We start from the raw sequence: 12817 nt of genomic DNA on the forward strand, positions 1-12817 counted from the left end.
GACGGTGCGCAGCCTTTGGGGCCAGCCGTGGACGTGGCCCAATGACGTGGCCGCCCGAGTTTTCTGGCCTGAGTGAAAGTGCGCCGATGCCTATCTGGGCTGTTAACGGACCCCGGCACGCACGGAAGCGGCAGGCGCCCGGGGCGAAGCCGCCGCCGGTACATGGGCGCGGGCTTTGGGCTTTTTGTTCCGGCGCCCCCACCACAGCAACGTGCCCGTTACGGGCAGGCTGGCCGCCAGCAGGCTGACGAGAAAGGCCACTATTTTGCCGCCCAGGCCCAAAATCTGGCCCGTGTGCAAATCGTAGTTCATGTCGCCCAGCTTCATGCCGTTGCTTTTGCCGGCGTGGAAGCGGGCCTGCAGCACCTGGCCCGACACGGGGTGAAACGCGTACTCGTCGCGGTGGTAGTAGTGCAGGGCGCGCTGGTAGGCCCAGCAGTAGGCGGGGTCTTTGCCGGTTCCCGTTGGCCCGAGGAGCACCATTTCGGCCTGCGGCGAGCGGCGCCGCACCGTGCGGTAAATGAGGTCGGGCAGGGGCAGCGCGGCAGCCGTTACGGCCTGCAGGGTATCAACCTTGGCCACCACTTTTTCCTGCGGATAGGTGCGGCCGCCATTGGCCACCAGCATGGTTGCGTCGAGCAGCACTGGGAAAAGCATAAACAGGCCCGTAAGGGCCAGCACCCCGGCCAGGCTGGCAATGTAGAAGCCCAGCACGTTGTGCAGGTCGTAGTTTAAGCGTCGCCAGCGGGACCCCCACTTGATGGTGAGCCGCTGCTTGCGCTCCTGTTTGCGCTTGGGCCACCACAGCGCCAAGCCCGTGCCCAGCAGCACCAGAAAGATGACCACGCTGCCGCCCACCACCCACTTGGCCACCGCCTCGGGCAGCAGCAGGGTCATGTGAATTTCCTGCACGATGGTGAAAAAGTGGCGGCTCAGGTCCAGCTCGTGCAGCACCCGGCCGGTGTAGGGGTTCAGGTACACCTGCGTGGGCGTGCCGGCCGGGCTGGTGAAGAACACCGTCGCCGAGCGCTCGGGCCCGAAGTAGGTTACCCACGTGCTGGCCTTTGCCACGCCGGGGTGCTTGGCCAGTGCGGCAGTCTGCAGGCGCGAAGGCAGCAGCATGGGCATGCTGGCTTGCGCTTCCACCGTGCGCCAGGGCTCGGTCACGTCCCGGATTTCGTCCTGAAAGGTGAAAATGGCACCCGTTAGGCTCACAATGAACACCACCAGCCCCGAGCTCAGGCCCAACCAGAGGTGCAGCTTGCCAATGGCTTGTTTAACGGTCATGGGGAGGGAGGGGTGTTGAATAGCTGTTGGTCGTCAAGCTGGAACGTGAGGCTGAGCGGAATCGAAGCACCTCTACCGCTTCGTTGCAGCGAATCGAGCACACTCACCATTGATTTTACGCTCGTGGTAGAGGTACTTCGACTCCGCTCAGCCTCACGTCATCAGTTTCTTATAATGGCACCCGCTTAAAACTTGTAGGCCACGCTGCCGATGATGCTACGCAGCTTTTGCGGGTTCATGGTGGTGTAGCCAATCCAATACTGCTGGTCGGTCAGGTTGTCGACTTTGGCCGCCAGCCGATATTTGGGCTGGTCGTAGAAGATGCTGGCGTTGAGCACGGTGTAGGCGGGCAGGGTAAACACGTTGGTGGCGGTGTTCTGAATGCGGTTATCGCTGGCATAGTTGCCACCAAAGCCCGCACCGAGGCCTTTGAGCACGCCCTCGGGCTGGCGGTAGCTGAGCCAGGCATTGGCCACGATGGGCGAAGAAGCGGTGTTGGGCCGGCGGCCGTTCACGTCCTCGGCCGTGTTTTCAAACTTCGAGTCGTTGTAGGAAAAACCGCCTATGAAGTTGAAGCCCCGAACAGGATTGGCGATTACACTCACTTCAACGCCGCGGCTGAGCTGGGTGGCGTCCTGGGTTTGTGCGTTGGGCAGGGCCACCGTGGGCACGTTGCGCAGGCGGTTTTCCACCCGGATATCGTAGTAGCTTACCGTGGCGCTTAGGCGGCCCCCGGCCGCGTCCAGTTTCACGCCGCCTTCCAGCTGATTAGCCCGCTCGGGCGTGGCCAGGCGCGATTCACCACTAGGGTTGAGGTAGGTGCCCAGGTTGTTAAAGCTGTTTTGGTAGTTGGCGAAGAATGCCACCCGGTCCTTCACCGGCTGGTACACGGCGCCAAATTTTGGGGACCATACCGTTTGCGAATAAGCCGCAACCGGGGAGTAAAAGAGCCCGCCCTTGTTGTCAAAATAGTCGACGCGCAGGGCGGCCAGCACGCTCAGCTGCTCGGTCAGATTGAGCACGTCAGAGACGAAGGCACTGTAGGTGTTGGTTTTAGTCGTGACCAAGTAGTTGCCCGTTGGCGCAGCCGCGTAGCCTGCGGTTACGTTTGGCCCGTTGAAGGCCCGAATGGCGTCGCTGGAAGCGTTCAGGGGAATCTTGTCGAAGTAGCCGCCGAGGAAGTTCACGTCGGAGTCGACGCGCAGGAAGTCCAGGCCCAGGACCACACGGTTGCGCATGCGGCCCACCTTAAAATCGCCGTTGAAAAGCTGCTGGGCCTCCAGCACGGTGCGGCGGCTATTGCCCGTCGATTGGTCGGCGCGGGCCAGTGTGTCGCCGGGAATCAGGTAGAAATATGGCCCGAAGCCGTTCGAAAAGCTGTGGCTGCTCGTCAGGAAGGTGGTCGAGGTAAAGCTCGGCGAAAGCTGGTACTGCACCTGCCCAAACAGGTTGGTGCTGCGCGTGTCCTGCGTCAGGCCCGCGCCCTGGTACGACTGGCGGTAGTTCAGCGGCAAATCCTCGGCCCGCGAGGCGCCCAGTTCGGCGGCCGGGGAGTAGAAAAACAGCATTTGCTTGCCTACGCTCGTGCCCTTGTAAATCTCGGCGTCCACGTTCACCGTCAGCCGGTCGTTGGGGCGGTACTGCAGGCTGGGGGCCACCGCCAGGCTTTTGCCAAAGCCGGTGTAGTCGATGTTCTGGAAGCTGTCTTCGTAGGTGTAGGCCGTGTTCAGGCGGAAAGCCAGCGTTTTGGGCTGCATGGTTGGCGTTTGTCCGTCCACTAGGTTCACGTCGGCACTCACCCGGTGGAAGCCGTAGCTGCCGGCCGCCACGTTGAGCTCGCCCCCAAACGTGTCGAGCGGCTTCTTGGTCACGCGGTTTAGCAAGCCCCCGTACGACGTGAGCGCGCTGCCAAACAGCGTGCCCGACGGCCCCTTGATGACCTCCAGCTTTTCCAGGTTGATGGCGTCGATGTCGCTGGTCACGTTGCCGGCCACGCCGTTGCGCAGCTGGCTTGAAAGGATGAAGCCCCGGCTGGAGTAAAACGCGCCGCCGTCGCCGCCGCGCCCGGTGGCTTCCCACATTTTTTGCAGGCCCGGCACGTTGCGCGTGGCGTCGTCGGCCGTGAACACGAGCTGCTCGGTCAGCAATTCCTTGCCCACCGTGGCGTACACCTGCGGGTTTTCGAGGTTTTTGAGCGGCATTTTGCCCACGTACTCGCTGCTGGTGCGGGCAAACCGGTTGGTGCGGGCGCCCTGCACAACCACTTCCTGTAGCTGGGCCGTGCTCTCGGCCAGGCGGAAATCCAGGGTCACAACCTGGCCCGCGGCCACCGTCACTTGTTGCTGCGCGGGCTGCAGCCCCACGAAGGAAACCACCACTGTGTAGGTCCCTTCGGGCACGGCTCCAATGCGGTAGCGGCCGTCGCTATTGGTGATGCCGCCCAGCGGCTGGCCTTGCACGCCCACGCTCACAGATTCGGCAGGGTCGCCGTCGGTGGTGGTGACGCGGCCCACAAGGCGGCCCGTTTGTTGGGCCCACCCGGGCAGGACGGCAAAAGACAGTAGAGCAAGGGCAGTGCAGAAAATTCGGGAACGCATGTAAGCTTATTTGGAATGATTCTAAACAGTGGCAAAGGTAGGTCCCGATAGTCGAGTTAGAAAGGCTATTTAGAATAATTCTAAATAAACATTTAGCGCATGGGGCTGATGCGTCTCATCTTGCTCACGGGGCTTGTATTGGCCAAGCACCGGAATTCAAAGCGTGATATGTTCTGCTGCAATGCGAGCGCAGTTGGGGCCGTTGTGGCAACTAGCAGTTGTTGCAACTGGCATCGGCCAGCAGTTCGCGTAGCGGCAAATCGCGGGCGTGCAAGCGCTAATGCGGGCCGGTGAGAAAGCAGGGCAACTGCAGGCGCCAGGTGCCAACCTGCGATGCCAATTCTTCGCCCAAATCCCGACTGGAGACAGCGCGAAAACTCACTTATGGTAAACATCTGCTCGTTTTTGCGTAAGCCATTGTAGAGGTTGCGCATTCTGCTGCTGCCCAAGTGCTTAAATGAGCTTCAAAATTCTAGCGTAATCTACCATGAGCCAACGACGCCAACTTATCAGTGCCTCCGCCATTCTGCTGGCAAGCCTCACTACCGCCTGCAACCGCTCTACCCAGGAGCAGCGGGCGCAAAGCGAAGACGAGACCACCACGCAGGCCACCACCCAAGAGGGCCGCTCGCCGCTCGAAACCCGGGAGGCCAACGTGCCCGAGCAGCGCCCCACTTTCCCCGAGCAAAACCGGGCCAGTGGCATCAAATCGGCCACGGCTTTCGACGTGACGGTGCTGGCCAAAGGACTCAAAAACCCCTGGGCCGTGGAGCCGCTGCCCAACGGCGACCTGCTCATCACCGAAAAGCCAGGTGCGCTACGCATCGTGTCGGCCGCCGGTCAGATAGGGGAGCCCATTCAGGGCTTGCCTGCGGTGTACGCCAAGGGGCAAGGCGGCTTGCTTGACGTGGCACTGAGCCCAAAATTCGCCACCGACCAGACCATCTATTGGACGTTTTCGGAGCCACGCGGGGCCAAGGGCAACGCCACCAGCGTAGCCAAAGGCGTGCTGGCCGCCGACCGACGCAGCCTGAGCCAGGTGCGGGTGATATTCCGGGCGCTGCCGGCCTACGATGGCGACAAACACTTTGGCTCCCGCCTCGCGTTTGGGCCCGATGGCCTGCTCTACGTAAGCCTCGGGGAGCGTTCCGACAAGGAAATCCGGCCCCAGGCCCAGCAAATGAACAGCCACATGGGCAAAATTCTGCGCATCACCCCCGACGGTAAACCCGCCCCGAACAACCCCTTTGCCAACCAAGCCAACGCCTTGCCCGAAATCTGGACCGTGGGCCAGCGCAACGTGCAAGCGACAGCCTTCGACGCACAGGGCCAGTTCTGGTCCATCGACATGGGCCCGCAGGGCGGCGACGAGCTAAACCGAATTGAGGGCGGCAAAAATTACGGGTGGCCGCTCGTGACGTTTGGCGAGGAATACTCGGGCGAGCCGATTCCCAACTCCGTTACCACCAAGCAAGGCTACGTGGACCCCGTTTACTACTGGGACCCGGTGATTTCTCCCTCGGGCGCCCAGTTCTACAGCGGCGACGCCTTCCCGGCTTGGCGCGGCAATTTGTTTGTGGGCTCCCTGTCTGACCGGGAACTGGTGCGCATACAACTCGAAAACGGCCGCGTAACGGGCGAGGAACGGTTGCTCTCCGACCGCAAACAGCGCGTGCGGGACGTAAAGCAGGGCCCAGACGGAGCGCTGTACGTGGTGACCGACGACTCCAACGGCGAGCTGTGGAAAATTGCCCCTCAAGCGGCGAGCAAGCAATAACGCCGCCTTCCCGGTCAACTTATAACCGCTGGTAAGCACCCCAAATCAAAACGCCCGCCGAGAAGCTTATTCTCAGCGGGCGTTTTGATGCTGTTGTTTTTCGGGAAGCGAGAGAAGCTATTTCTCAAAAGCTAGATGAGCTTTTTTTTATTAATAAGCAGAATTGAAAAGCAATGATGCGGTGAAATCTGCCTTCTAAGATTGGTCGATGATAGTGAGGTAGTTTGGTTAAGCCGAAGAGGGTTGGGCCGTGTTTTGCCGATGGGTTTCGAAGGGAGTGGGGGGCGGTAGCTGAGGATGGCATGGGGCATTGTATCAGGCGAGGTAGCGGCTGCTTTCCTAGTTAGGTCCCGGCCGCCTGGAAGCGCGGACACCGCTCGCCCTTGTAGGCCTTTTGACGCTATTGGTCGGGCCATGTCCCGCTGAATTTGCTTGCCACCATAGAAGCAATAGGCATCCTTATTCTGTCCGTCATCCCTAGACCACGTCAGCCCTCGTTTACTTTACTTCCTAATCGATTCCCAGCAAGCGCTTAGACAGGAACAATGACGGACAAAAAGTTTACACCGTTTCCGGTGTTGAAAACGGGACGGCTGACGTTGCGGCAACTCCGGCGCAGCGATGACCAGGCAATCTGGGCGTTGCGTTCGAACGAGCACGTGAACCACTACCTAAGCCGGCAACCCAGCCAGTCCTTGGATGACGCCCGGAACTTCATCGACACCATCACCGAAAACGTGCAACGCGGAACCTCAATTTATTGGGCTATTGCGCTGCGCAGGGCCGACAACGTCATTGGAACAGTCTGCTTGTTTAATTTTTCGGAAAACCTTTCGACGGCCGAGCTGGGGTATGAACTGCTGCCGGACTTTCAGGGAAAAGGGTTCATGCACGAAGCGCTTGCAACCGTGCTTCACTTCGGGTTTCAGCAAGTCGGGCTGCAGACAGTAGAAGCCTATACCCACTTTGAAAACCACCGTTCGACCCTCGTGTTGGAGAAGCTACTCTTTACGAAAGACAGTGCTGCTGACGAAAACTTCACGCGTTTCCACTTGACACATAGTGGCTAAATGAAAGAACTACGGACCGCTAACAAGGTGTTTGTCAGTTCGCGTGAGCCAAGGTCATCCCCTGCCTTACCCGCCTATTGGAATTTCGCCACCTGCTCTATGCGGACCCTCCTTAAAGCGAACAAATAGACGACGGGCTACTTTAGCCCTAGAGAGGGGCGATATGACCCTTTGGGGATGACTAGATTACGCATTCCGATGAGGAAGACGCACACGCAACGAGCGGGCCCGCGCGTCGGCTTCCACACCACCTTCGACAAGCCGGGCCGCTACCGCGTTTTCCTGCAGTTTCAGCACGTCGGCGCGGTGCAGACCACGAATTTTACAGTGAACGTGGCGCCGGCTGCAGCCTAACGCGTCCCTTTCGCCAGCGACGAGAGTTCAGGTATCAGCCACGACGCTCGGCGACCATCATCAAGTCGCCGAGCGCGCGCCTCAAGCAGGACAGAGGCAACGGGACAACTTGCTCCCACGGGTTGCCTCCCGAAACTTAGTTTTGGACCGAACGGTTCTTAACCGTAACTTGCAGCCCAAAGCACGCCTTTGCTGCTTTCCTTACCCAGTCAGACAATGTCACGCCCCCAGGAATTTGATACCCCCGAAGCCCTTCGCCAAGCGATGGAGGTATTCTGGCGCCAGGGCTACGAGGGCACGTCGCTAACGGACCTGCTGGCCGCCACGGGCCTGAGCAAAAGCAGCCTGTACGCCACCTTTGGCAGCAAGCGCGACCTGTTTCTGGCCGCGTTCGACGCCTACCGGCAGGCCCGCGCCCGCGACGCGCACCGGCTCCTGCAGCAGCAGCCCGCCCGGGAGGCGATTTACGCTTTTTTCCATTCACTGTTTGCCAACGTCAACACCGACCAGCCCGCGCTGGGCTGCATGAGCATCAACCAGGCCGTGGAGCTGGCGCCGCACGACCCGCAGGTTCGCGAGCGGGTGGTGCAGGACCTGCACCAGCTGGAGGAAGTTCTGACCCCGGCCATCGCGCGCGGCCAGCAGGACGGCTCGCTCACCAGCCCGCGCCCGGCCCGGGAGTTGGCCCGGCTCCTGGTGCTGGCCTTCCCCGGCCTGCAGGTGATGGCGCGGGCGGGCTACAGCTCGCAGGAGCTCGACGAGGCCCTGCGCTTGCTGTTTACCCACCTGGACAGTTAAGTTTTTTTTGTCTTTTTCTGGACCGATGAGTCCTAAATATTTTATCTGTTTCACTATTAATTCTCCTCCCATGATTCTTCAATTGATTCGCCATTCCACCCTGCGGCTTGATTACGCCGGCGTCAAGTTCCTCGTCGACCCCATGCTGGCCGAACAGGGCGCCTACCCCGGGCTGCCCGGCTCGCCCAACAGCCACCTGACCAACCCCACGGTGGGCTTGCCCGTGCCGGCCGAAAACCTCGGGCAGGTAGACGCCGTGGTCGTCACGCACACCCACTTCGACCATTGGGACGAGGCGGCCGTGGCCCAGCTGCCCAAGCACCTGCCCGTCTTCACCCAGCACGCCCAGGACCAGGCCCTGATTCAGTCGCAGGGCTTTACCGACGTGCGCCTGATTCAGGGTGCTACCTTCAATGGCGTCTCGCTAACCCAAACCCCAGGCCAGCACGGCAGCGATGCGGTAATGGCCGTGGCCGGCGAACTGCTGGGGCAGGTGTGCGGAGTCGTGTTCCAGCACCCCGAGGAGAAAACGCTCTACCTCGCCGGCGACACGGTCTGGAACCCGGACGTGGAAAATAATCTGCGGCAATACCAGCCGCAGGTGGTGGTCCTCAACGCGGGCGACAACCAAATCACGGGGGTCGGCTCCATTGTCATGAACCAGGAGGATGTGCTGGCCGTGCATCAGGCCGCGCCCCAGGCCACGCTCATCTCCACCCACATGGAATCGACCAACCATGCGACGCTGTCGCGCCAGCAGCTGCGCGCCTTCGCCACCGAAAAGGGCATAGCCGACCACTTGCTCGTGCCCGCGGACGGCGAGGCCTACACGTTTTAAGGGCCAGGTCAATCAACGCCTTGTGATGCCTACAGTGCCTGGAGGCACAGCTCTATTGGCTTTGGTTACAGCACTTAGCGGTGGGCAAAGGAAAGGGCCGGATTGAGTCCATGCGCCTTTCTTTGCCCACCGCTAGGGCCTACATCTATTAAAATGAGGTAGAATTTAAAGAATCAAGCCCGAAAGGGTGCTGCTGTACCGTATAAGTGTGCCCCATGAATGCAAAAAGGCCCTCAGCGCGTGCTGAGGGCCTTTTTTGTGGTCGTGTAAGGAGTCGAACCTTAAACCTTCTGATTCGTAGTCAGATGCTCTATCCAATTGAGCTACACAACCCTTTCCCGTGATGGGACCGCAAAGGTAAGAGACAAAATTGCGGCTGTGCAAACCACGGGCACTTTTTACTCAAGAAAAGTTTTGATTTTTGAACAACTAGCTAATAATCAACGGCAGATTTTTACGAATTTTCGGGGGTGCCCCGCCGCAGGGCTTTCTGCAGGGCCCGATTGAAAACCACGAACAGGCCGAAAAGCGAGGCGGCCACCAGCACCAGCAGCACGGCCTTGCTCAAGGTGCCCTGGTCGGGGTCGCGCAGCAGGGCCAGCACGTCGGAGGCCTGCGTGCCCAGCCAGTAGAAAAACAGGCTACGAGGCAGCATGCCCAGCACCGAGGCCACCAGAAACCGGCGGCGCGGCACGCCCACGATGGCCAGCACAAACGTCATGAGGGCAAACGGCAGCACCGGCGACAACCGTGTGAGGATGATGAGCTGCCAGCTCTGATTCTGCAGCTCGCCGAGCACGGCCTCGGCCTTGGGGAATAGGTGCAGGAAATTGCGCAGCTTGCCATGGTCGAGGCGCTGGGCCAGCTCGTAGCCAATAACCGAAGCCAGCGCGTAGGCCAGCACCATGCCCGGCAGCCCCAGCCAGCCGAAGTAATACCCCGTCACGATGGCCACAAACGTGGTGGGTGTGAAGGCAAACGCCATGGTGAAGGCAATAACCACAAAGTAAAGCAGCTGCTGCACCAGGCTCAGGTTCTGCAGCAGTTCCTGCTTCTGGTAGAGCAGCACCAGTAGCGACGACGAGCCCAGCAGCGGCACGGCCACCAGCAGAAACATGGTGAGCAGGGTGGAGAAGTTTTTTTGGAAAAGCTCGCGCAGAAATTTCATAGGCAGGCAAAGGTAGGAGCGGGGCAACCCGCACCGGGCCACGCGGCCCGGGTGCGAATTGCCCCGCCAATTGGGTGCCTTTACGCTCTGCTTGCGCTTATGGCCAGCTCGGGCTTACGATTCTTTGGTGCCAAACCCGAAAAAGCGCTTCACCCCGGCCCAGGCGCCGGCCAGCGCCAGCAGGCCAAGCTTCCAGAATTTGAGAATGATGGCAAACAGGCCCACTTTGGCCAGCACCTTGCCGGCCACCAGCCCGCCGATGGAGTAAGCCGCTACTTCGTCGATGTCGGCGTTGAAGTCGACGTACTGCTGCCCGCGGGCGAAGCTCACGCCGGCAAGCAGGCCCGGAATGCTGGCCTTGATTTCGGGCAGCTGCTCGCGTTCGCCAATGGCGTTCAGCACCAGCACGCCCTTGCGGCCGAGCAGGCGCACGTTGTAGTTGAGGGTGGTGTCGGGGTTGCTGCCGAAGCGGATGGACTTGGCCCAGTGCAGGGCGTGGGTGTTTTTGTCGTAGTAGGGGTTGGCGGCCCAGCCCAGCAGGTAAAACGGCTCGTAGCCCGCGGCCTGGCGCTCCTTGTTGTTCTCCTCGGTGTCGCCCTGCATTTCCTCCAGCAGCTCTTTGTAGTCGATGTCGTCGGCGTCGTCGTCCTTCACGTAGCCCATGGCGTCGTAGCTGATGGAGTACGCCCAGGCTTTCTCATCGAGCGGGCCGCGGTTGGCGGGAAACAGCATGCCCAGCGTTTCGCTCTTGGGGTTGCCCCACAGCTGCGTGAGCACCCGGCGGCTCTGGGCCGAGTCGAGGTAGCGAAAGCCGTTGGGCACGGTGAGCTCGCCTATGCCCCCGGGTAGCACAATGTGGCCCTGCTGGTAGTGCAGCGTGGCCTGAACCGAGTCGGTGTAGGCTTTGTAGGCGGCCATGCGCATCACGACGCTATCGGCGGCGGTAGGCACGGGTTTGGGCCCGGCAAAGGCGCCCTCAGACGCAAGCAGAAGGGAAACGAGCAGTAGATGTTTTTTCATGTAGAACCAGAGATGGGTAAAAAAATGTAGAGAGTGAAGTAGCCAAAAGGCGAATATAACCTTATGCCCACATTTGAGCTTTGCCTTGGCCGGCGTCCGTAACTTGCCGCCCCAAAGCGGCTGGCCCCAGGCCCGCGCCGTGCTCAATTTCTGTCAAATTCCCGCTTTCCTTTTTCTATGAAATTCGCCACCAAAGCCATTCACGCCGGCGTGCACCCGGACCCCACCACCGGCGCCATCATGACGCCTATCTACCAGACGTCGACCTACGTGCAGCGCTCGCCCGGCGACCACAAGGGCTTCGAGTACTCCCGCACCCACAACCCCACCCGCTCGCAGCTGCAGGATGCCCTGGCGGCCCTCGACAACGGCAAGCACGGCCTGGCGTTTGCCACCGGCATGGCCGCCATCGACTGCGTAGCCAAGCTGCTGCAGCCCGGCGATGAAGTCATTTCCACCAACGACCTCTACGGCGGCAGCTACCGCCTCTTCACCAAAGTATACGAGCCGCTGGGCATCAAATTCCACTTCGTGCCCATGCACGACATGGAAGCCGTGCGCGCCGTAGCCGGCCCCAAAACCAAGTTGATTTGGGTGGAAACGCCCACCAACCCGCTGCTCAACGTCATCGACATCGCTGCCGCGGCAGCCGTGGCCAAGGAGTGCGGCGCCCTGCTGGCCGTGGATAATACTTTCAGCACGCCCTACCTGCAAACGCCCATGGACCTGGGCGCCGACATCGTGATGTATTCGCTCACGAAGTACATGGCCGGCCACTCCGATACCGTGATGGGCGCCCTCATCGTGAACGACGACGAGCTGCACCAGCGCCTGAGCTTCTATCAGAATGCCTGCGGCGGCACACCCGGCCCCCAAGACTGCTTCCTGGTGCTGCGCGGCCTCAAAACCCTGCACATCCGCATGCAGCGGCACTGCGAGAATGGCCGCGCCGTGGCCAAGTTCCTGCGCCAGCACCCCAAAGTGGAGAAAGTTTACTGGCCCGGTTTCGAGAACCATCCCAACCACGCCATTGCGGCCAAGCAGATGCGTGACTTCGGGGGCATGATTTCCTTCGTGCTCAAAGGCGACCGTCAGGAAGATGCCATTGCCGTGCTCGAGAAGTTCAAGTACTTCACCCTGGCCGAAAGCCTGGGCGGCGTAGAAAGCCTCAGTGGCCACCCCGCCAGCATGACGCACGCCAGCATCCCGGCCGAGCAGCGCCGCAAATCGGGCCTCAGCGACTCGCTCATCCGCCTGAGCGTGGGAATTGAGGACGCCGAGGACTTGATTGAGGACCTGGCCCAGGCCATTGGCTAACATGAAAGCAGCTGCTGTAAAAAGCTGGTAGCTTGCTGCTGTAGCTGTTTCTGGCTTGGCTGCAGGTACCCGTGCGCAAAGTATTGCCGGCGAGCCGCAGCCATTCCGCCGCGCGAATACCGTTCTGCTCTACACAAATGCTAGCCCTGTAGCTGTGCTCCGTGAGCTGGGTGAAAACCTGCGCCAGCGTGGCTTTGCGCTCGATTCGGTCGATTACGAGGGTGGGGTGGTAACCACCATGCCCACTATCCCGCCCGGCACCGAGTCTTGGCCGTTGGTTATTCGCCTGGCAACAATGTCTGGCGGCGTGCGGCTGACGGGTTCGGTGGCCGCACTTGGTGTGGGCAGCAACGTCTTTTATCCTTCGGAATTCTGGGGGTTTGATTGGTCGCCGGCCAAAAAACGTTTCGCGAGATAGAAACTACCGCGCGGGCACATCCTGGCGGGCAGGTTCGTTTTAGCAAACAAAAGCTTGTCACAGCTACCCGGGGAAGCAAGTGATTCTTTAAAAACCAGAGTCTTGCCATTGAGCAAGAATATTGCAGTAGTTGCATACTAAAAAAAAGCGCCGGACTGTTAGTGCAGTGTTCC

11 protein-coding genes and 1 tRNA gene are annotated in these 12817 nt (G+C 60.5%); 7 read left to right on the forward strand and 5 right to left on the reverse strand.

Annotated features, from left to right (window positions below):
* Nucleotides 1-102: 102 nt before the first annotated feature.
* On the reverse strand, nt 103-1287 hold the full coding sequence (locus BMZ66_RS18355; RefSeq protein ID WP_092676982.1) for a PepSY-associated TM helix domain-containing protein: 1185 nt from the start codon (nt 1285-1287) through the stop codon (nt 103-105).
* Between the two features lie 185 nt (nt 1288-1472).
* Complete coding sequence (locus BMZ66_RS18360; RefSeq protein ID WP_092676984.1) at nt 1473-3884, reverse strand: TonB-dependent receptor; 2412 nt, start codon at nt 3882-3884, stop codon at nt 1473-1475.
* Between the two features lie 487 nt (nt 3885-4371).
* On the opposite strand from BMZ66_RS18360, the gene BMZ66_RS18365 reads away from it, so the two are divergent.
* The 5 genes from BMZ66_RS18365 to BMZ66_RS18380 all read left to right on the forward strand — a co-directional run bounded on the left by BMZ66_RS18365 (nt 4372) and on the right by BMZ66_RS18380 (nt 8721).
* Nucleotides 4372-5661, forward strand: coding sequence for a PQQ-dependent sugar dehydrogenase (locus tag BMZ66_RS18365; RefSeq protein WP_092676986.1), 1290 nt, complete (start codon nt 4372-4374; stop codon nt 5659-5661).
* A gap of 545 nt (nt 5662-6206) precedes the next feature.
* Nucleotides 6207-6731, forward strand: coding sequence for a GNAT family N-acetyltransferase (locus tag BMZ66_RS18370; protein ID WP_092676988.1), 525 nt, complete (start codon nt 6207-6209; stop codon nt 6729-6731).
* A gap of 198 nt (nt 6732-6929) precedes the next feature.
* Nucleotides 6930-7085: a DUF8832 domain-containing protein gene (locus tag BMZ66_RS25590; protein WP_177204797.1), complete on the forward strand. Its 156-nt coding sequence runs from the start codon at nt 6930-6932 to the stop codon at nt 7083-7085.
* A 216-nt stretch (nt 7086-7301) separates the two neighbouring features.
* Entirely contained in the window at nt 7302-7883 is a 582-nt protein-coding gene (locus BMZ66_RS18375) for a TetR/AcrR family transcriptional regulator (RefSeq protein ID WP_092676990.1), read from the forward strand.
* 70 nt (nt 7884-7953) lie between these two features.
* The gene (locus BMZ66_RS18380; RefSeq protein WP_092676992.1) at nt 7954-8721 is read left to right on the forward strand and encodes an MBL fold metallo-hydrolase; all 768 of its coding nucleotides are present in this window, start codon (nt 7954-7956) and stop codon (nt 8719-8721) included.
* Between the two features lie 259 nt (nt 8722-8980).
* Here the strand turns inward: BMZ66_RS18380 and BMZ66_RS18385 are convergent.
* The 3 genes from BMZ66_RS18385 to BMZ66_RS18395 form a co-directional block, all read right to left on the reverse strand.
* Nucleotides 8981-9054 (reverse strand) — tRNA-Arg (locus BMZ66_RS18385).
* A gap of 121 nt (nt 9055-9175) precedes the next feature.
* Nucleotides 9176-9889: a TVP38/TMEM64 family protein gene (locus tag BMZ66_RS18390; protein ID WP_092676994.1), complete on the reverse strand. Its 714-nt coding sequence runs from the start codon at nt 9887-9889 to the stop codon at nt 9176-9178.
* Between the two features lie 114 nt (nt 9890-10003).
* Nucleotides 10004-10909: a DUF2167 domain-containing protein gene (locus BMZ66_RS18395; protein ID WP_092676996.1), complete on the reverse strand. Its 906-nt coding sequence runs from the start codon at nt 10907-10909 to the stop codon at nt 10004-10006.
* Nucleotides 10910-11086: 177 nt separating this feature from the next.
* Here BMZ66_RS18395 and BMZ66_RS18400 point away from each other — a divergent pair, with 177 nt between their 5' ends.
* The gene (locus tag BMZ66_RS18400; RefSeq protein WP_092676998.1) at nt 11087-12226 is read left to right on the forward strand and encodes a cystathionine gamma-synthase; all 1140 of its coding nucleotides are present in this window, start codon (nt 11087-11089) and stop codon (nt 12224-12226) included.
* Between the two features lie 55 nt (nt 12227-12281).
* Nucleotides 12282-12644, forward strand: coding sequence for a hypothetical protein (locus BMZ66_RS18405; protein ID WP_092677000.1), 363 nt, complete (start codon nt 12282-12284; stop codon nt 12642-12644).
* Nucleotides 12645-12817 lie beyond the last annotated feature (173 nt).

Source organism: Hymenobacter arizonensis, assembly GCF_900115775.1.
GTDB lineage: Bacteria > Bacteroidota > Bacteroidia > Cytophagales > Hymenobacteraceae > Hymenobacter > Hymenobacter arizonensis.

Excerpts from the sequence above, each read along its gene's own strand:
- BMZ66_RS18355 (WP_092676982.1), bottom strand. The coding sequence starts at position 1,287 with ATGACCGTTAAACAAGCCATTGGCAAGCTGCACCTCTGGTTGGGCCTG.
- BMZ66_RS18360 (WP_092676984.1), bottom strand. The coding sequence starts at position 3,884 with ATGCGTTCCCGAATTTTCTGCACTGCCCTTGCTCTACTGTCTTTTGCC.
- BMZ66_RS18365 (WP_092676986.1), top strand. The coding sequence starts at position 4,372 with ATGAGCCAACGACGCCAACTTATCAGTGCCTCCGCCATTCTGCTGGCA.
- BMZ66_RS18370 (WP_092676988.1), top strand. The coding sequence starts at position 6,207 with ATGACGGACAAAAAGTTTACACCGTTTCCGGTGTTGAAAACGGGACGG.
- BMZ66_RS25590 (WP_177204797.1), top strand. The coding sequence starts at position 6,930 with ATGAGGAAGACGCACACGCAACGAGCGGGCCCGCGCGTCGGCTTCCAC.
- BMZ66_RS18375 (WP_092676990.1), top strand. The coding sequence starts at position 7,302 with ATGTCACGCCCCCAGGAATTTGATACCCCCGAAGCCCTTCGCCAAGCG.
- BMZ66_RS18380 (WP_092676992.1), top strand. The coding sequence starts at position 7,954 with ATGATTCTTCAATTGATTCGCCATTCCACCCTGCGGCTTGATTACGCC.
- BMZ66_RS18390 (WP_092676994.1), bottom strand. The coding sequence starts at position 9,889 with ATGAAATTTCTGCGCGAGCTTTTCCAAAAAAACTTCTCCACCCTGCTC.
- BMZ66_RS18395 (WP_092676996.1), bottom strand. The coding sequence starts at position 10,909 with ATGAAAAAACATCTACTGCTCGTTTCCCTTCTGCTTGCGTCTGAGGGC.
- BMZ66_RS18400 (WP_092676998.1), top strand. The coding sequence starts at position 11,087 with ATGAAATTCGCCACCAAAGCCATTCACGCCGGCGTGCACCCGGACCCC.